The sequence below is a fragment of the Clostridium muellerianum genome (assembly GCF_012926525.1).
GTDB lineage: Bacteria > Bacillota > Clostridia > Clostridiales > Clostridiaceae > Clostridium_AM > Clostridium_AM muellerianum.
The window spans coordinates 13,301-33,832 of record NZ_JABBNI010000015.1 but is presented as its reverse complement, the minus strand read 5'-3'; the positions used below and the strand labels follow the sequence as shown (position 1 = coordinate 33,832).

At 29.3% G+C, this 20,532-nt stretch carries 14 protein-coding genes; 3 read left to right on the top strand and 11 right to left on the bottom strand.

Going from position 1 to position 20,532, the window contains the following annotated elements; translation table 11 throughout:
* Window positions 1–629: 629 nt before the first annotated feature.
* Window positions 630–2,303, top strand: coding sequence for a cellulase family glycosylhydrolase (locus HBE96_RS09235; protein WP_169297487.1), 1,674 nt, complete (start codon window positions 630–632; stop codon window positions 2,301–2,303).
* A 770-nt stretch (window positions 2,304–3,073) separates the two neighbouring features.
* On the opposite strand, the gene HBE96_RS09230 is transcribed toward HBE96_RS09235, so the two are convergent.
* The 10 genes from HBE96_RS09230 to HBE96_RS09185 all read right to left on the bottom strand — a co-directional run bounded on the left by HBE96_RS09230 (window position 3,074) and on the right by HBE96_RS09185 (window position 17,744).
* Window positions 3,074–3,493, bottom strand: coding sequence for a hypothetical protein (locus tag HBE96_RS09230; RefSeq protein WP_169297486.1), 420 nt, complete (start codon window positions 3,491–3,493; stop codon window positions 3,074–3,076).
* A 395-nt stretch (window positions 3,494–3,888) separates the two neighbouring features.
* Window positions 3,889–4,530, bottom strand: coding sequence for a hypothetical protein (locus tag HBE96_RS09225; protein WP_169297485.1), 642 nt, complete (start codon window positions 4,528–4,530; stop codon window positions 3,889–3,891).
* An 811-nt stretch (window positions 4,531–5,341) separates the two neighbouring features.
* Window positions 5,342–5,713 (bottom strand): hypothetical protein, encoded by a 372-nt coding sequence (locus tag HBE96_RS09220; protein WP_169297484.1) that lies wholly within the window; start codon window positions 5,711–5,713, stop codon window positions 5,342–5,344.
* 184 nt (window positions 5,714–5,897) lie between these two features.
* A complete protein-coding gene (locus HBE96_RS09215; RefSeq protein ID WP_169297483.1) occupies window positions 5,898–7,295 on the bottom strand; it encodes an APC family permease in 1,398 nt (465 codons plus the stop codon).
* A 249-nt stretch (window positions 7,296–7,544) separates the two neighbouring features.
* Entirely contained in the window at window positions 7,545–9,068 is a 1,524-nt protein-coding gene (gene hutH / locus HBE96_RS09210; RefSeq protein WP_169297482.1) for a histidine ammonia-lyase, read from the bottom strand.
* Window positions 9,069–9,107: 39 nt separating this feature from the next.
* Entirely contained in the window at window positions 9,108–9,746 is a 639-nt protein-coding gene (locus HBE96_RS09205) for a cyclodeaminase/cyclohydrolase family protein (protein WP_169297481.1), read from the bottom strand.
* 36 nt (window positions 9,747–9,782) lie between these two features.
* Window positions 9,783–11,036, bottom strand: a complete 1,254-nt coding sequence (gene hutI, locus HBE96_RS09200) for an imidazolonepropionase (RefSeq protein ID WP_169297480.1) — start codon at window positions 11,034–11,036, stop codon at window positions 9,783–9,785.
* Between the two features lie 116 nt (window positions 11,037–11,152).
* The gene (locus HBE96_RS09195; protein ID WP_169297479.1) at window positions 11,153–13,186 is read right to left on the bottom strand and encodes a urocanate hydratase; all 2,034 of its coding nucleotides are present in this window, start codon (window positions 13,184–13,186) and stop codon (window positions 11,153–11,155) included.
* 368 nt (window positions 13,187–13,554) lie between these two features.
* Window positions 13,555–14,451, bottom strand: coding sequence for a glutamate formimidoyltransferase (gene ftcD / locus HBE96_RS09190; RefSeq protein WP_169297478.1), 897 nt, complete (start codon window positions 14,449–14,451; stop codon window positions 13,555–13,557).
* Window positions 14,452–14,702: 251 nt separating this feature from the next.
* Complete coding sequence (locus HBE96_RS09185) at window positions 14,703–17,744, bottom strand: AAA family ATPase (protein WP_169297477.1); 3,042 nt, start codon at window positions 17,742–17,744, stop codon at window positions 14,703–14,705.
* A gap of 330 nt (window positions 17,745–18,074) precedes the next feature.
* Between HBE96_RS09185 and HBE96_RS09180 the strand changes: the two genes are divergently transcribed.
* Together HBE96_RS09180 and HBE96_RS09175 are read left to right on the top strand one after the other, a co-directional pair.
* Window positions 18,075–18,557: an Lrp/AsnC ligand binding domain-containing protein gene (locus HBE96_RS09180; RefSeq protein ID WP_169297476.1), complete on the top strand. Its 483-nt coding sequence runs from the start codon at window positions 18,075–18,077 to the stop codon at window positions 18,555–18,557.
* Between the two features lie 96 nt (window positions 18,558–18,653).
* Window positions 18,654–18,881, top strand: a complete 228-nt coding sequence (locus HBE96_RS09175) for a DUF378 domain-containing protein (RefSeq protein WP_169297475.1) — start codon at window positions 18,654–18,656, stop codon at window positions 18,879–18,881.
* 332 nt (window positions 18,882–19,213) lie between these two features.
* Here HBE96_RS09175 and argH read toward each other — a convergent pair whose 3' ends face one another.
* Complete coding sequence (gene argH / locus HBE96_RS09170) at window positions 19,214–20,530, bottom strand: argininosuccinate lyase (protein ID WP_169297474.1); 1,317 nt, start codon at window positions 20,528–20,530, stop codon at window positions 19,214–19,216.
* Window positions 20,531–20,532 lie beyond the last annotated feature (2 nt).

Here is a 20,532-nt window from a genome sequence, read left to right as displayed (position 1 = left end):
GCAAGATATGTTCAGTATGTTGAAAACATGTTGAACATATCTTACAGTGGATAATAGGATTCTTTATTACAAAAGTAGTTGTTATATTTTGGAAATAAATTTATACGATTATATTTCTTTTATCTTATCACTTATAATAAGAAAGAACTTCTTCATTTATTTTATTTCTTAATCCTGCTTTATGCAATACTTTAGCAATAGTTATCTTAATACCACTGTCTTCCATTTCCTTCATAACATAATTGATTCTACATTTTTGATAATCAATTCTTGTTTCACATTCTACATTTATAAGTTCAAAACATTTAAGAAGTCTACTCTTATTTTGATGTAGGTTATAATATCCTATATATTTTTGAAGAAGTGAAATAGTAATTCTCTCATAAAGTTCCTGTTTATCTTTAATTTTATCTAAGCTTTTAAATGGTCATTATGCAATTATTGACAATTAAGTAACAAAGTTGTATTCTGATTAAAGGAAAACAATGCATAAAATGTTTTGTATAATTATACTACTATATATACTTTTAATAATTCTAGATACTCATGAAAATACTAAATTAATGTGAAAGCCCATTTTATGTAATTATTTTCAAAACTTATTATTTACACATTTAGGAGGGGATCACATGTTTAAAATTATTAAAAAGAGGATACTTTCGATTATAGCAGTCACTGCACTCTTAGTATCATTAGTTCCAACAATAGCTTTTGCTGAAACAACTCATAACCACTTGCTTGGTAATTATAATGTAAAAAAGCCATCCAATGCAGGTGCATTACAAATTGTTAAGAAAAATGGTACTAGCACACTATGCGATGCAAGTGGACAATCTATTCAATTGCGAGGTATGAGTACCCATGGTCTACAATGGTTTCCAGGCATTGTTAATAATAATGCTTTTGCAGCACTCTCTAACGATTGGAATGCCAATGTAATCCGTCTTGCTATGTATGTTAATGAAGGTGGATATGCATCTAACTTATCAATCAAGCAAACAGTTATTAATGGAATAAATTATGCAATTGCAAATGATATGTATGTTATTGTTGACTGGCATATGCTTAACCCAGGAGATCCAAATGCCAGCGTATATTCAAGAGCTGAAAGTTTCATTACTGATATTGCTAAATTATATCCAAATGACAAACATATAATTTATGAAATATGTAATGAACCTAATAATGCCAGCTATCCCGGTGTAACAAATGATGCAACTGGCTGGTCTAAAGTAAAATCCTATGCAACTCCTATCATAAAATCACTTCGTAATAATGGCAATAAAAATCTTGTCATTGTTGGAAACCCGTTTTGGAGTCAAAGACCTGATTTAGCAGCAGATAACCCTATTGATGATTCAAACACAGCTTATTCAGTACATTTTTATAGTGGTACCAACCCAGTATCATCTGATGATACTAATAAAGCAAATGCTATGAGTAATGTAAGATATGCTCTTAACCATGGAGTTGCTGTTTTTGCATCAGAATTCGGAACTAGTTTAGCAACAGGTACTACCGGTCCTTACTTAAGCAAATGTGATGCATGGTTAGATTTTCTAAATGCAAACAATATAAGCTGGTGTAATTTTTCATTAAGTAACAAAGATGAAGTAGCATCTGCACTTTCTAGTTCAACAAGCCTTGATCCTGGTTCAGATCTTGTATGGTCAAATAATGAATTAACTACTTCAGGTCAATATATACGAGCTCGTATTAAAGGAATTAATTATGATGTGAAAGATGACACTACATCAAGTGTTGCAACAGCACCAAAAGACTTTTCTTCAGGCTACTGGGATTTTAATGATGGTACTACACAAGGTTTTGGTATAAATAAAGATAGCCCAATAACTACTATCGCTTTTGAAAATTCTAACAATGCTTTAAAGCTCAGTGGACTTAATACTAAAGGTAGTAATGATATATCTGAAGGAAACTTTTGGGCAAATGTTCGTCTTTCAGCTGATATTTTTGGTCAATCTATTGGTATCTATGGAAACAAAAAACTTACACTGGACATTATAGCCCCATCACCTACAACTGTATCCATTGCTGCTATTCCACAAAGTTCTTCTTATAGTTGGGAAAATCCTACAAGAGCTAAACGTGTTTGGAATAATGACTTTATAAAACAGGCCGATGGAACCTACAAAGCAACTTTGACTATTACTACAGATGATAGTTTAAACTTCGCCAAAATAGCTACTGATAGTTATGACAGCAAAGTTAATAATATGATTTTATTTATTGGATCAACTTCAGATACTATTTATTTAGATAATATAAAGTTTACCAAATAAATCATAAATATTAACTTTTAGTTCGGCAAGTCCTTTCGAGAAACCCCATGAGGTCTACAAAAAAACTTGCAAGTGCATATTCATGCATTTAATCATATATTTTTGGTATGTGCTAGAGTAGTTTCTCATCAAAGCAAAAGCATCTTTATATTACCTTTTGTTTTAATATAAAGATGCTTTTGCAAAATACGTTAATTAGGTTTTACTGCCTCATATCTGTTATCTAGATTTTCAGTATACCTCATAGTTGTAATTTTACAATACTAATCCAAATACATTTAAGTTGTGTCCTAATACAATTAAGTTATGCTCTCAAAGATGAATATTTATTCATTAATATTCAAATAAAAATAAACCTTATTATACATAACAATTTTAAAATTAAACACTTATTCAAAAAAGAAAAGAAATAATATTATACTATCACTGTAGGATATTCTTCTTTAAACTGTTTATCATGTTGTTTTTTCATGACTAAGTTCCCCCCCATCTCTTAATTTTACTTTAATTCTTATCGGGAACTTTCTCAATTTCTCTTGTACTATTTTTATTCTAGCACTAACATATCGTTTTTATAACCCCCCGACTACTTTTCGCACTATCACAAGTTTGATTTTCGCCGACTTCACCGAGCTTCATACCTGTATTCTGTAAGTAATTTAGTTTCAATAATGAGTGTTTATAGAACTATTCTCCTTAACATGAGATTTGTCAGTTTTGTTGGTAGTCCACCTATAAAAATAAGGATATAATTTGTGTGTATAGCAAGTTTAATAATTGACAGAAGAATAAAGATAATTCAAGGATTCTATTGAATTACTTTTTTGTGTATACCATTTGTTTAATAAAATATTATTTTTATTATCATATGATGTAATCTGTACCTTATTAGAAAAAAACTTTAAGGTTTGATAGGCTATTTTTGATGATGAATTATATATTATTTTAATAGAATATACATTACCATCTAAATTGTCTTGAAAACTTATTTCTCTTAAATTTAGTGAATTTAAAAAATTTAAAACAGAATCTTTATTATTACCATTTATAGATTTTTCTTCACCCAATTTATATATATACATGGCTTTTATATCTTTCTTTGAAAACTTTTCATTATCTGTAGATATGAGGTATACTGAAAAACAGCATACTATAATTAATAAAAAACTTAAAATATAAATTTTTTTCATTACATTTTTCTCCTGTATTATGGTTATTAATATATTTTGTTTATTCTTTAAAATTTGATGTTAACATTAATTTATCATTGTGATTCTTCATATGAATGTTATAAACAAGCATATTCTTCAAGCAATACATTTTATTTTGGTTTTGGTAATACTACAATGACTTGGTATGCATCAGTATTTTTACTGTAACTATTCAGTTACTATATATTGATTTTTATACTAAAAAAATCACAACATATAGTTAAATAATAGAGTAAATTTTTAAACAAAATATTACATTCATGTTTTAAAAAATATCAATATTGCTAACACTAATATTCAAGATAACATAAATAATCCTGTGCAAAGAAAGAGTGTCAAAAACTTTTGACACTCTTTCTTTGCACAGAATATTTTTAGTTGTATGTGATAGTTCCACCATTTTGATCACACCCTACAGCAATAACTGGCGTAAAGCTTTGTATAGGTGTGCCTTGTAATCCTAAATAAAATTTTGCACTTCCTATAACTTTTGCTTCATGTGAAGAAATTTGTACACCTCTAACACTTGAATCACAATAACTCCAACCAGCAACAAAAGTATTAGGGCTAATATTAGTATCTTGTACCCATGAGCTATAGCCATCATAACCGAATGTTCCTGCAACTTGTAAACTCCAAATTTTCCAACCTACAAAAGCGTTTGCATCAATATAAACGGACTTAGTTATTGAATTGCTACTATACAAGTTTTTATTTGGCGAATTTTTATTTACAATTGATGTTACCTTAACATTAAGTGAACAATTATCACTTAGTTTTATAGTTTGTACAACATTGTTTTTGTTGAAATCAACTTTTTTTAATGCATCCTGTACATTTTCTTTGCTAAATGCCTTAGCCATTTCATTATTTTGAGTTTTTGTAAGAACAGTACTTTTAACTTGTACATTACTTTTTGAATCTAATGTTTGAGCAAATACATTTGAAAAACTTAAAGAAGACACAATTAATCCAGCCACTGACATTGATATTAATGATTTCATATATTTTTTCACAACAACGCCCCCATGAATAATATAACATATAAGTAAATATATTACAATATATAATCCTAGATCAAATACTTATGAAAGAGAGGTGTATTTATATGCAATTAATCTCCGTAGGTCAATTTATTTTTATGGTTATGTTATTGTCTGTGGTATTTTATGTCATTTTTATAATTTTAAAATATATATGTAAATTATTTAAAAAATGAATGTAATATTTTAGATAAAACAATACATTTATGAAGAGATTATAAACCATTTATATATAAGGGCTTATAGGCATTGTTTCTATAGACATTTTTATTGTTGTGAATTTGAATGTATTGTTTTATGTATTCTACTATAAATATAGTACATTGATTCTGTGCTATAAAGAATACCTTTTATCCTAAATTATTACATTTATGGCGTGATATTTTTATTAAAGTACGAAATTTTAAGTTAATCATACTTTATTCCTATACAATAAAAAAAAGCCTACATGGGGGAACATGCGGCTTAATAGGGGATATTAATTAATAAAATAAGATTCGACTTGTCAATAAAACTTAGCTTGTCCACGATAATAGTATTATTGATAATTTTCGACTTATTTTACAAATAAGATAATAACATTTAATATAGAATTAGTCAATACATTTTGATAAAAAAGTATTACATTTCGACAGCATTTTCTTGCTTTTTATTCATACAATAGAGGAGCTCGTGTATTAAGAAACTTATATACAATATATTTCTTTGTACTCAATAACAAGCTCAATATGTTGTAATATTTATTCTTAATGCAGCGGCCCCTCTATTACTTTTATTTATTATTCTATTTTTTACTGTTAGATTTATTTCTATTTACTCTATTAGGTTTTGCTTTAGGTTTTATAACCACATCTTTTCCTTTAGCACTTTTACCTGGCACCCTGTATATAGCTCCACTTCTTAAATCTACAAACCATAAAAAGAAAACTATAAATATTGTAGACTGCACATACTGCCATACACTTCCACCTAAATTATATTTAAAATAGCTGGCTATTATATTAGGTACAAAAAATGCTATTATTGCTATTGCTAGAATAATCCATTTGTTGGGATGAAATTTTGATAATATGTGAATTTTTAATTGATTATATGCCACTACAAAAATTACTACGATAAATAAAACCTGTAGGGTTACCTGCATCCATAAAGGCATATGTTTTTCCCCCTTTACTTTATGTCTTTTAACTATATTATTATATATTTTCCCTTTTATATCAATACCTTTTTAATTAATATTCTTCCAATTTGATGTAAATATGCTTATAAATAAAAAATACTGCCTCTTTTTTTAATTTTAAGAGACAGTATTTCTCATAATTTATCAGATAAATAACATCCTATACATCTAAACCTGCTGATTTTCTAAGTTTATCTACAGATTTATCTTCTTTATTATTTTGAAGCATCATATATACGTAAACTGGAATACCAATAAGTAATAGTAAAAATCCATACATTACTGTTTCTGCTCCTGTTCCAAAAATTGCATATATTGAGTATGCCAATGCAATTAATGTAATAAATGAACTTTTTAAGAAGTTCCATAAATTGAAATCCTTTGAATGCTTACTTAAAAGAACTATCTCTGCTGCAGTTGTAAAAGTGTATGCTGGCAAAAATGCTAAAGTTGCAAGTAACATCATAAAATCAAAGGCTGATCTTAAAGTACCAACATAATTCATTACTAATACTACATTAGCACATATACCACTGATAATTAATGCTGCAGCTGGTGTATTATACTTTGGATGAATTTTCGCAAATACCTTTGGAAATAATCTATCCTCTCCTGCTGCAAAAGCACTTCTACCTGTAGTCATAATCCACCCAGAAGTTCCTCCTAAAGTTGATATAATAGCTCCTATAGCAATAAATGCACCGCCCCATGAACCACCTGTTACATTATTTATAATATCTGCAAGTGGTGCATCTGATTTAGCAAGTGAGGCTTGGTCAAGTGCTCCCATAGCAACAACACTAATAAGAATGCAAATAGCTGCTGAGATTAAAGTACCATATATAGTACTCTTTCTTATATTTTTTTCTGGATCCTTAATTTCTCCAGCTGGAACTGTAGCACTTTCAAGTCCTACAAAGGACCATAATGCTATAGCTATAGCTCCAGATAAGCTTCCCATTCCTGATAATTCTGGTTTAGCTACAGTATTTAAAAAGCTAGGATTAAAATGAGTTCCAGCAATAATTATAAATACTACTAATGCTGCTACTTTAAGCACTGTACTAACTATACCAATAAATCCAGCGTTTTTTACACCTAAAATATTAATTATAGTAAAAATCCAAAGAACTGCTGATGTTACTAAAAACGCAATAATTGGTGTACCCGCTTGAGGAACAAAATAAACAAAATAACTCATAAAAGCAGTAATAATAGTTGCATTTCCAACCCAAGTTGCTATCCAATAAGTCCATGCAATTAAGAAACCTGCAAAATCTCCAAAAGCTGCCCTTGTATAAACAATAGGTCCACCTGTTTTTGGTATAGCTGCTCCCATATTACCAAAACTTAATGCAATTAATAAAGATCCTATAGCCGTAATAATCCACGCCAAAATAGCAGTTTTCGGATTAGACGCTCTTGCCAAAGATGCTGGTGCCATAAAAATTCCAGAACCAATAATATTTCCTACTACGATTGCAGTAGCAGCAGCTAATCCTAATTCCCTCTTTAATTTACCCCCACCTGAATTTTCTACTCCTTGTTCCTTATCCATGTTTTTCCTCCCTATATAAAAAATAAATATGTGAATACATCTTTAAATAAACAGCCATTCTATTATATCAGATAATAAACATTACTGCATCTTGATAAAGCAAAATTGTATCACAGTGATAAATAACTTTTTATATGATAAAAAACTTCATCTTAGGATTAAATTTTCCCCTTTTATTATTGAGGAACCCTATATGTTTCATAGGGTTCCAATGCTTAAGTCAAATAATACTCTTTTAAATTACTATCCTTATATTTCTACTTTTACCTTTTCTTCTACTGCTTTCAAAAGTTCTCCACTTGTTAAAAGCTCTTCACATTTCTCTAATTCTTTATACATAACCTTGTCTTCTGCTATAAAGTCTACCTTATTTCTTACTGCTTTATATACTTCCTGAGTACCTTTACCTAATTTAAGTCCATCTCTAAAATCTATAGCTTGACAAGCTGCCATAAGTTCTGTTGCAACTACTCTAGTTACATTATTTATAATCTGTAAGCTCTTTCTAGCAGCAATAGTTCCCATACTTACATGGTCTTCCTGATTAGCAGATGAAGGAATGGAATCTACACTAGCTGGATGTGCAAGCACTTTATTTTCTGATACTAAAGCTGCTGCTGCATATTGTGTAATCATAAATCCAGAATTAAGTCCTCCATTTTTTACTAGGAATGGTGGTAAATCATTTAATTGATAATTTACTAATCTTTCTAGTCTTCTTTCTGATATATTAGCAATTTCAGATGCTGCTATACCAAGAAAATCAAAACTTAAAGCCATAGGTTGTCCATGGAAGTTTCCTCCTGATATTACATCTCCATTTTCAAATACGATAGGATTATCTGTAACAGAGTTTATTTCAATTTCTACTCTTTCTTTAACATAGTTTATAGCATCCTTGCTTGCACCATGTACTTGTGGTACACATCTTAAAGCATAAGCATCTTGAACTCTTAATTCTCCTTGATTAGTTGCAAAAGTACTACCTTCTATTAAATTAAGTATATTCTTAGCTGTTTGAATTTGTCCCTTATGAGGTCTTACTGCATGAGCTCTTGGATCAAAAGCATCTCTTATTCCTCTTAATGCTTCTATAGTCATTGCTGCAGTAATATCACTAAGTTTCAAAAGATTTATAGCTTTATGTAAAGCTAATGAACCTACTGCAGTCATTACCTGTGTTCCATTTATAAGTGCCAAACCTTCTTTAGCTACAAGCTCTACTGTTTGTATTCCTGCCTTTTCCATAGCTTCTTTTCCTGATAAAATTTCACCTTCAAATTCAGCTTCTCCTTCACCAAGCATAGGTAATACCATGTGTGCAAGAGGTGCTAAATCTCCAGATGCTCCTAAAGAACCTTTTTCTGGTATAGAAGGATGTACACCTTTATTTAACATATCTAATAAAGTTTCAAGTACACTTAATCTTATTCCTGAATATCCTTTAGATAAATTATTTGCTCTTAAAAGCATTATTGTTCTTACTATTTCCTTTGGGAATTTTGGTCCAACACCACATGCATGTGATATTATTAAGTTTCTTTGAAGTGTTTTACACTGCTCTCCTGTTATAGTTACATCTGAGAATTTTCCAAACCCTGTTGTAATTCCATATACTATTTTATTTTTATCAACTATATCATCTACTATAGCTCTAGACTTATTAACCTTTTCCTTAGCTTCTTCAGTAAGAGAAACTTTATATCCATGATATGCAACGTTTACAATGTCCTCTAAAGTAAGATTTTCGCCTTTTAAATTAACAGTTTTCATTATTATACTCCCCCAAATTTTCATAAATTTATTTTGTAATTACATCAATTTACTTTCTATTATCCCCATAATTTCTGCTTTTTTGCTTTTACTATTTTCTAATAAAGTATTACACTTATTCCTTAATTCTTCTTTGTATGCTTCATCTTTTAAACCCATGATATTTATCTTTACATTTAATATTGCACCCTCTACAGCAGTTTCTGTTAATGAAGCTGCAACTCCTGCATCTGATAGTGCATTTTTATTTCCATACTTTACTGCTACATATATGTAGTTATAAAGTCCATATGCTTTATTTGCAACTTCTAATGGAATTTCTAAAGATTTCTTATTTCCTTCTGCTATCTTTTCTTTTCTGCTTTTAATCTCTTCCTCTGTATTCTTAGGCATCTTAAATGCTGTCATCAGTGATAAAAAAGCATCTGTATCCTTTTCCATAAGCTCTAAAAATTCTTCTTTACATACATTAACTTTTTCTAAAGAATCATCAATATTTTCTTTTAATGTTTTTTCATATTCCATATATTCTTTCTTGCCCACAGTAAGGTTAAATACCATACTTGCAAGAGCACTGGCTAATGAAGCAGAAAGAGCAGCTATACTCCCGCCTCCTGGTGCTGGTGACTTAGAACCTAATTCATCTGTAAAACCTTTTACAGTCATGTATTGCAGCATTTTATATTCCTCCAATTTTAGAAATATGTCTTAACTTTAATATACAGTTTTTCCTTCTCGAACTACAATAGCTCCATTTTTAATTACTGTATCTATTGCATTTACTCCAAAATGATACATTAAATAATTTAAATTTTTGGCATCAAATATGGCTATGTCAGCTTTCTTTCCTTTTTCAATACTTCCTATTTCTTTTTCACGTCCAACTGCACAAGCCGCATTTATAGTCATTGCATTTATTATTTCCTCAGGCATCATTTTAAGTCCAAAACATGCAAAAGTCATTGTACTTTGTAATGATTCAGTAGGAGAAGTTCCTGGATTACAATCTGTAGCTAAAGCCACAGCAACTCCCTCTTCTATCATTTTTCTAGCTCTTGCAAATTTATTCAACATTAAATAGAAGGATGTAGTTGGTAAAAGTACTGCAACCACATTATTTTCTGCCATAGCCTTTATCCCTTCATCTGAAGCTGCTACTAAATGCTCAGCAGATACTGCTTTTATTTCTCCTGATAATTCCGCTCCCCCTATAGACTCTATTTCATCTACATGAATTTTAGCTTTAAGTCCTAATGCTTGAGCAGTTTTTAGAATTTTTCTACTTTCCTCTATAGTAAACACACCTTTTTCACAGAAACAATCAACAAAGTCTGCTAGGTTATGTTCTTTAACATAAGGAATCACCTTTTCAATTATAAGCTTTATGTAACCCTCTCTATTTTTTTTAAATTCATTAGGCACAGCATGAGCCCCAAGATAAGTTGAAACTATATCCATAGGATGTTTTTTATTTAAATCACTATTTACTTTTAGCATTTTGATTTCATTTTCAAAATCTAAAGCATAACCTGACTTACTTTCTACTGTAGTAGTACCATGAGCAAGCATTAAATCTAATCGCTCTTTTGTTCCCTGCTCTAATTCTTCCATTGAAGCTTTTCTTGTATTACTTACAGTACTTAAAATTCCGCCTCCAGCATTTAATATATCTATATACTGCATGTTTTTAAGCTTCAAAGGTAACTCAAATTCCCTAGAACCTGCATAAACTACATGAGTATGGCTATCTATAAGACCTGGAGTTATAGTTTTACCTTGTGCATCTATCACCTGTTCATCATCTTTTAAATACTTTTTGTATCTTTCTCCACTGCCTACATCTACTATAGTTTTATCCTGTATTATTATATATCCATTTTCAATTATACCTGCATCTTTTAAATCATCCTTTTTTTTAGGATAAGCTCCTGCACAGGTTACTAGACAACCTATATTCTTAATTATCACTTTATCACCTCCACTAAACTTAGTATTATTAATTCTTTAGTTAATAATTTAACTTTTACAGTTTAAGCATATCGCGAAGCTTTGCTTCGCACTATGCTTATATTAAGTTAGTATTCTTATTTCAATTTACTAAAGTACTTATCCACTTCCTTTTTTATGCCTTCTCCTTCAACTAAATATGGAAGTGTTACATGATCTGTACCTAAATGAGTTTTGTTAAAATCTATTACTGTTTCAATAGAATGTTCATTTCTTGCCCAAGAACGTCTAGAAACACCACTCATAACATCCCAGCTAAGTGCTGATTTAATTATTTCATCTGCTTTATAACTTCCATCTAATACTAGTCCAAAGCCTCCGTTTATAGATTTTCCTATTCCAACGCCTCCACCATTGTGAAGTGCAACTAAGCTCATGCCTCTAGCTGCATTTCCTGCATAGCATTGAATAGCCATATCTGCCATTACATTACTTCCATCTTTAATATTTGAAGTTTCTCTGAAAGGAGAATCTGTTCCACTAACATCATGATGATCTCTTCCCATCATTACAGGCCCTATTTCACCTTTTCTTACCATTTCATTAAACTTAAGTGCTATGTTTATTCTTCCAATAGCATCTTGATATAATATTCTTGCTTGAGTTCCAACTACTAATTTATTTTTCTCTGCATCCTTTATCCAATTGTAGTTATCTCTATCTTGATACCTTCTATTTGGATCTATACATTCCATAGCAGCTTTATCTGTTTTAATTAAATCCTCTTCTTTTCCACTTAAGCAAACCCATCTGAAAGGTCCATAGCCATAATCAAATAGTTGAGGTCCCATTATATCCTCTACATAAGAAGGGAATATAAATCCATCCTTTTCATCTACTCCATTTTTAGATATTTCTTTAACTCCAGCATCATATACAGCTTTCATGAATGAATTACCATAATCAAAGAAATACGTTCCTTTATCTACTAAAGCTTTTATTAATTCAAAATGACGCTTTAAGCTCTTATCTACTAATTTATCAAATTTTTCTCTATCCTCTGCAAGAAGTTTTGTTCTTTCTTCAAAAGTAATTCCCTGTGGACAATAACCACCTTCATATACAGCATGACAGGAAGTTTGATCTGATAATAATTCTACCTTTATATCATTTTTAACTACATATTCTAGTAAGTCTACTATGTTTCCATGATAAGCAATGGACATAGGTTCCTTTTTCTCCATATATTCATGTGCAATTTTAAATATTTTATCTAAATCAGAAGAACATTCTTTAACCCATCCCTGGTTAAGTCTTGTATCTATTCTAGACTGATCAACTTCTGCTATTATACCTACTCCATTTGCTATTTCTATAGCTTTTGGCTGAGCACCACTCATTCCTCCAAGGCCTGAAGTTATGAATAAATGACCCCTTAAATCACCATCATTTGGAATTCCAAGTTTCATTCTTCCTGCATTAAGAAGTGTATTAAATGTACCATGAACTATTCCCTGTGGTCCTATATACATCCATCCACCTGCAGTCATCTGTCCATAGTTTGCAACTCCCATTTCTTCTGCTATTTCCCAATCTTTTTGGTTGTCAAACATTCCAACCATCATAGCATTTGTTATTATTACTCTTGGTGCATCTGGCTTTGATTTAAATAATCCAAGAGGATGTCCAGATTCAACTACTAAGGTTTGATCTTGAGTCATAACTTCTAAATACTTCTTTATAAGCCTGTACTGCATCCAGTTTTGACATACACTTCCTGTCTCACCATAAGTAACTAGCTCATAAGGATATAATGCTACTTCAAAATCTAGATTGTTATCTATCATAACTTGAAAAGCTTTACCTTCTGTACATTTTCCTTTATATTCATCAATAGGCTTTCCATGAATTCTTCCTTCTGGACGGAATCTATATCCGTAAATTCTTCCTCTAGTAGTAAGCTCTTCTAAAAATTCAGGTATTAATTGTTCATGATATTTAGGTGGAATATATCTTAAAGCATTCTTTAAAGCAATCTCAGTTTGTGATTTACTTAAATGAAATCCTCTATCTGGTGCTCTTCTTATGCCTTCAATAAATTTAGGCATTTCAGGGAATTCATCATCCAGTTTTATAGTCATAGCTTCTTTAATGTTAATATTATTAATCATTTTGTTTCCTCCTTGTTTATTAACCAAATTTATATTCTAAACATAATGTCACTCAACTACTATCATAAAATTAAATATATAACTGAAGTTACTAGTTTAAATTTTGACTTTTACATAAGGATATACAATAAATGTTTCATCACATTATCTAAATTACTTTTTTATTAGTCTTAGCGATATGTTCAGGAATATCTTAAAACTTTAGCCTTGTTTGATCCTAAGCGAGTTTAGCAAAGTTCTTAAGTCTTCCTGAACTTTAATTTTTAGACTAATTAAAAACATTTAGCAGTGATTAAATATTTATTGTATATCGCGTAGTAAAAGTTAAAATCCAAACTTTCACTGCACCTTACTTACTATATGAGCAGTTATTCACTTAAATTTGTCTCCAAAACTTGTTTAATATCAAAGTTTTCAATTTGAAGATAATACTCTGCACAATCAATTAAAGCTTTCATTGGAATTAATCCGATAACTTCAGCTCCAACTACAGGAACCCCATATCTTTTTGCTTCCATCTTAACCATTTCCTGAATAGTATATACAGCCGTTTTTTCATAATTTACCATATTTATTGAAACTTGAGCTATATTCCTTTCAGTTAACATTACTCCAACAGCTTTAGCATATCTTAAGCCTCCGCTTATATGTCTTATTTTTCTAGCTATTTTATTAGCTATTTCAATATTATCTGTACCCAAATTTACGTTATATGCTATTAATGGGAATCTTGCTCCTATAACAGTAGCTCCACTCTTTTTATTCATTTCGCATGGACCAAAATCTGGTTTCCATTCTGGCTTCTTTATTTTTTCAAAGAAACCTTCATATTGACCTTTTCTTATTTCTGCTAAATTTCGTCTTTCTGGTGCTGTAGCAGCATCTTCATACAAATAAACTGGTATGTTTAATTCTTCTCCAACCTTTTTCCCTAAATCTTTAGCAATTTCAACACACTCTTCAGTAGTTATGTCTCTTATAGGAATAAAAGGAACTACATCTGTAGCACCCATTCTTGGATGTGCTCCTGAGTGTTTACTCATATCTATAAGTTCTGCTGCTTTCTTAATAAGTTTAAAAGCAGCCTCTTTTGTTTCCTCTGGACCACCTATAAAAGTTACAACAGATCTATTGTGATCTTTATCTGAACAATAGTCTAAAAGCTTTACACCTTCTGTTTTTCTAACTTCATCTACAACTTTCTCAATTATTTCTTTATCTCTACCTTCACTAAAATTAGGTACACATTCTACTAATTTTGCCATATGTACTTCCCCCTTAGTTTCTTTCTTTATTTGTCTTTATTATAACGTTTACACATCTACATAACGTCTATTTTTATATATTTTTTTGAATTTTATATAAAATTAGAATATTTCTATCGACGGTAAAATTCTCATATGAATGCAAATTTTGTCTGAAAAACAATAATACACACAAAAAGCTATAAAATTATGGATTTAACTCCATATTTCATAGCTTTTTAATTACACTTTTGATGCAATTCTGTTTATCTTTAATTTTTTAGTCTCTTTAAAGCATTAGCACTGTATTCATCTCTAGCTTCTTTTAAATATATTATTCCCTGATTAACATATTCCTGAAAATCTTCATTTAAATATCCACCAAATATATGTTCAAAATATGTATTATCCTTTACATTTAGCAGTATTTCTGCCTTAGCTCTAAAAACCGTACCTATTTCCTTAGGATTCTTCAAAATCTTTGAATTTACATCCGCATTTTTTAAGAACTTTAAAGACTCTTCAAAATTTCCATCTTTCATCAAAATTATTGACATAAAAGCTTCTGCTATGGACTTTCCCCATATAATATCAAACTTTTTATAAATATTTAAAGCTTTTTTAAAATACTTTGTTGATAAACTATAGTCACTAATACAAAAGGCTGTTTCCCCTGCATTAGTATAAAATAAAGCAAGACTGGTTAGTACATTTTTTTGTTCACATATCTCAATAGCTTTATTATAATAATCTAAAGCTTCCAAAAAATTTTCTTTTTTCTTTCTTATATCACCCATATAATTATAACAAGCAGCTATATTTAGTGCATATTTTTCCAAAGTATTTTTAGTCCCACTTAATGTATTTATAGACTGTTGCATTAAAGTTTGTGCTTCCTCATAATCTCCAACCATCTTCTTATACAATGCCTTAAGTCTTAATATTATTCCAACTTCCTCATAGTAATTACAACTAACAGCAATCTCAAGCCCACAATTAATATATTTTATCATTTCCTCCGTTTTATTTGTTTGAATACAATAGTAAATCATCTGCTTATAGCCTTCTATGGCATAGTCAGTATATTTAATATCATTAGCCTTACATATCATATCTTGAATGTTTTTTATTCCTTCTTCATACTCACCTTTTCTTATTAAATACCTTCCTTTTATATGTAATACACTCACTTCAAGTTTTAATACTCCATCTGAATTTCCCTCTTCGCTTCTTAATTTTTCTAAACTATGTTCAATTTCTTTAAGATTTTTTATACTTTCACTATCGTTGAAATATAATTCATCGTAAGATTTATTATTATAATAAATTATTGGAAAAAGTTCATGGCTAAAATTAAGATAAACGTTTAAATTTTTAATCCTATATTTAAGAGCTGCTTCAAAATTATGTGCATTTTCAAAATGATATATTAATTTATAATAGATGTTAATATCCTTGGTATTATTCTTTAATGTCTTCTCTAATATTTGACCTGTTTTATTATGAAGTATTCTTTTTTTAGCTTGAGATAAATTCATATATTGAAATTCTCTTAGTTTCTGGTGGGTAAATTTAAAACATATGTCATTTTGATTTTTTGATTCTTTTAAAATAAATCTTCCTTCAAGTTTTTCTATTATGTCCATAATTTCTAGCTCATCTTTTTGTGTCAATTCTTTTAAAATAAACAAAGGCACCTCATCATGAAATAATGATGCTATTTCAACTATCTTTTTTTCATCACCTGATATATCCATGAATCTATTTTTTAAAACATCCTGCATTTTAGATGTTATTATATTTATATTATTTTTTGATTTTATAATATTAAGATATTCTTTTATAAAAAAAGCATTTCCTTCCGTTTCCCTATATATCTTATTTATAATCTCTTTGGATAAATTATGTTTTGGAAAAACCTTATTAATGAAATTTTCAACTTCAATAGTACTAAATCTGTTAAGCTCTATGATTTGAATTTTGTCATATTTTTTAGTAGAAGCTAAAAATCTATCTACATAATGATTGAATTCATTTCTAAATGTAAGCAAAAACATTATATTATTTCCTTCATATTTAGACATAATGCTTGTAAGTAATGAAACACTAGCTGAGTCCATCCATTGAATATCTTCAAATACTAATAAAATCTTTTTATCTATAGATACTTTTTTTAGTATATAGGTTATTATATTTCCAACTACATCATGTTTTAATAATTCTATGGTGTCCTCTAATTTAATTGTTTCTGAACAATTAGCATTATTCACTTCAGGTACAAGTTTCTTTATTATATTTTCTAAAGTATCTGAAGTTTTAATTTCATTATCACTTATAGTGCAAGCCAGTCTGGAAATGATATTTCTCCAAGGTTTTAATGCGTATTCACTTTCAAATTGATAACAGTTTGTTTCAAAAACATATATTTTATTTTTATCAATAGTTTCAAGAAATCTATCTTTAAGGCTTGTTTTTCCTATACCCATTTCACCTTTTATTAACATAGATTTTGAGCTGTTACCTTTGATAAAATTATAATAATTATTTTCCATTAATCTTAATTCATTAAGTCTTCCATAGAAATAACTCTCATTACTTTCACTTTTATGCCTTTCATTCATTAAATCCAGCACTTCATTAAAAGCTTTTGTTGTTTTTATATCAGGAACTATAGCTAGTTCTTTGTTTAATATGTCTGAAAGCTTATTATACAGTTCAATAGCATTATTAAATTTTCTTTGATTTTTATAACAATAAATTAATTGTCTATATGCTTCTTCATTAAACTCATCAGTCTTTATAATTAATTTACAATATTTTTCAATCTTTTCATTGTTACCACGATTTTCTTCTACTTTTATTTGATCTTTAAGTCTTTTTAAATATATGCCTTCAAGGTATTCTCTTGTTTCACACATCCACTTTTCAAAGTTTTCTGCACCCTTAGGCATAAAACTTTTTAAGAATTGCCCTTGATATATGTCTACTTCATCTTCGTTATTAATAAATTTTTCCACATCTGTATCTATTTTTGTATTTTCATTAAATATAATTGTAGACTTATTTAAAAAATCTATTACTTGCTGTTTGCCAAAAACCTTTTTTAATTTATATATAGCATTTCTCAAATTTTTCCTTGCAGTACTTTCTTCCATGTCCGGCCATAAAAGTCCTGATAACTCGTCTCTTGTGGTTTGTTTCTTTATTACTAAATAGCAAAATAAAGCTTGTACTTTACTATATGGGAATGATACACTTTTTCCATTAAACGTTGCAATAAAGTTGCCAAGTAGTTTTACATGGATGTAATCCATACCATCACCTCTTAAATCGCACTTTACATATTCTACACTTATTATAAATATTGCAAATTTTTTTGTCAATTTTAAACAACTTATTCAAATGCTACTTAAAACCATCAATGTTTGTGTAATACATAAAAAATCACCAGTAACATCATTTTAATAATCTGTATATCAACTTTCAAAAAAATTGTTTTTTTGTTATCGTTTTAAGTTATCAATTTAACAATTTTTTCTGCTATAATATTAGTTGGCTAATATTTTTATTATCTGTATAATATTTAATTACTATGTTTTTGTTATAAATTACTTATTAAACTAATTATAAAAGGAGTGATACCAATGAATTTAAAGGTTAACGGATTAGACGAATTAGATCTTCAAATATTGGATATTCTTATAAAAGATTCTAGAACTCCATTTCTAGAAATAGCTAGACAATGTCATGTAAGCGGCGGAACCATTCACGTGAGAATGAAGAAAATGGAAGACCTCCAAATAATTAAAGGCACTAAGCTGATTGTCGATAATTCAAAGCTTGGTTATGATGTTTGTTGTTTTATAGGTATATATTTAGATAAAGCTCAAACCTTTAATGATGCATTAGATGACTTAAAACTTATAAAAGAAATTGTTGAACTTCATTATACAACAGGAGAATATTCCATATTCATGAAAGTTATTTGTAAAAATATAGCAGATCTTCAAAACTTACTGATGACTAAAATTCAAAAAGTTAAGGGTATTCAAAGAACAAATACTTTTATTTCTTTATTTCAACCTATTGATAGGAATATTGAATTAAATATTATAAATAAAGAATAAGAACAGGGGAAATTTTTTCCCTGTTTTTTTATTACTTATAATTTTTAAAAATATGCGAATAATAACATTATATAAAATTATAAAGGAGATGTAATTATGAGAACATTGGATGCTATTGCACTAATACTAGTTATCATAGGTGCCCTAAACTGGGGATTAATTGGATTCTTTAACTTCGATTTAGTTGCTATGATATTTGGAACAATGTCCAGCTTTACTAGAGTTATATATGCTCTTGTTGGTATTGCTGGTTTATATGCTTTTTCTTTCTTTGGTAGAGATAGAGACAGAGATGTTAACAGAGACAGACATGATGTTAAATAACATGAAAATATGCTTTGCGAAAATAATAATATAAATTTCATTTTAAATTTAAAAGCTATGAAACTAGGTTTAGTACTCTAATTTCATAGCTTTTCTTAGATATATTCTTTATTTTACTGAGTAAAAAAGTATTTCATTAAAAATTTAAAACAACTTTTCATTTTCTTAATTAGGCATATGAAAGAAAGTAGCAAGTCAAAGATGTTAGTATATTTTGCGATGGATAAGGAAACAGGTTCCGCTGATAGTTGTTCTATCAAAGGGTTCTGTTGACGCAGTATGACGCAAAATATACTAACATACTGACTTGTTATTTTTTTGAATATGCCTTATTATTTTAACTCTGTTTTAATTCCCCTGCTTAAAGTATTTTCATAGTCTATGAATTGATAAACATCATCTTCAAATAATTGACTAAAATTTTTCAATTCTTTTAAATTAATATCTTCTATAGGTTTACCTTTTTCTTCACAGTAAAGTACTATTTCGCCTATTACCTTATGAGCATCTCTAAATGCCATACCCTTGTTTACAAGATAATCTGCTGCCTCTGTAGCATTCAAAAAGCCTTTTTTTACTGCATTAAAAGTATTTTCCTTTTTAACCTTTAAGGTGGAAAGCATACCGCTCATTATCTTCAAACAGCTTAATATTGTGTCTAAGGAGTTAAAAAACTGTTCTTTATCTTCCTGCATATCTTTATTATAGGCAAGGGGAATGCCCTTCATAGTGGTAAGCAGTGACATGAGCGATCCGTATACTCTCCCTGTTTTGCCTCTTATGAGTTCTGCAGCATCTGGATTTTTCTTTTGAGGCATTATACTGCTTCCTGTTGAAAATTCATCATCTATCAAAATAAAGTCAAATTCTTTACTACTCCATAAGATTAATTCCTCACTTAAACGACTTAAGTGCATCATGATTATGGAAAAACAGGATAAAAGTTCTATGATATAATCCCTATCGCTTACTCCATCTAAAAAGTTATCTACTGGTTTTTTAAACCCTAATTCTTTAGCTGTAAAGCTTCTATCTATATTGTATGTAGTTCCAGCTAAAGCACAGCATCCAAGAGGACTTTCATCCATAATTTCTATAGCATTTTGAACCCTTTTTTTATCTCTAGATAACATATTATAGTAAGCCATAATATGATGCTTAAAGGTTACTACCTGAGCTCTTTGAAGATGAGTATATCCTGGCATTAAAAAGTTATTTTCTTCTCCAAGTTTTACTATTACATTCTTAAGCTCATCTATGTTTTCTATAACCTCAAAAGCTTTTTTCTTTGCATAAAGTCTTAAATCCACAGCCACTTGGTCATTTCTACTTCTTGAAGTATGAAGTTTTTTGCCAACTTGACCTATTCTTTCTATTAAGTTGGTTTCCACAAAACTGTGAATATCTTCATAATCACCTTCTAATTGAAGTACATCATTTTCTATATCTGAAAGTATTAAATCTAATCCATTTCTTATATTTTCTTTTTCTTCCTTTGTTAATATGCCGCATTTTGCAAGCATTTCAACATGTGCTTTGCTTCCCTGTATATCTTCATAATAAAGTCTTCTATCAAAACTTAAAGAACTATTGAAATCTTCCATAAGTTTATTTTCAGCTTTTTTAAATCTGCCACCCCAAAGTTTCATAA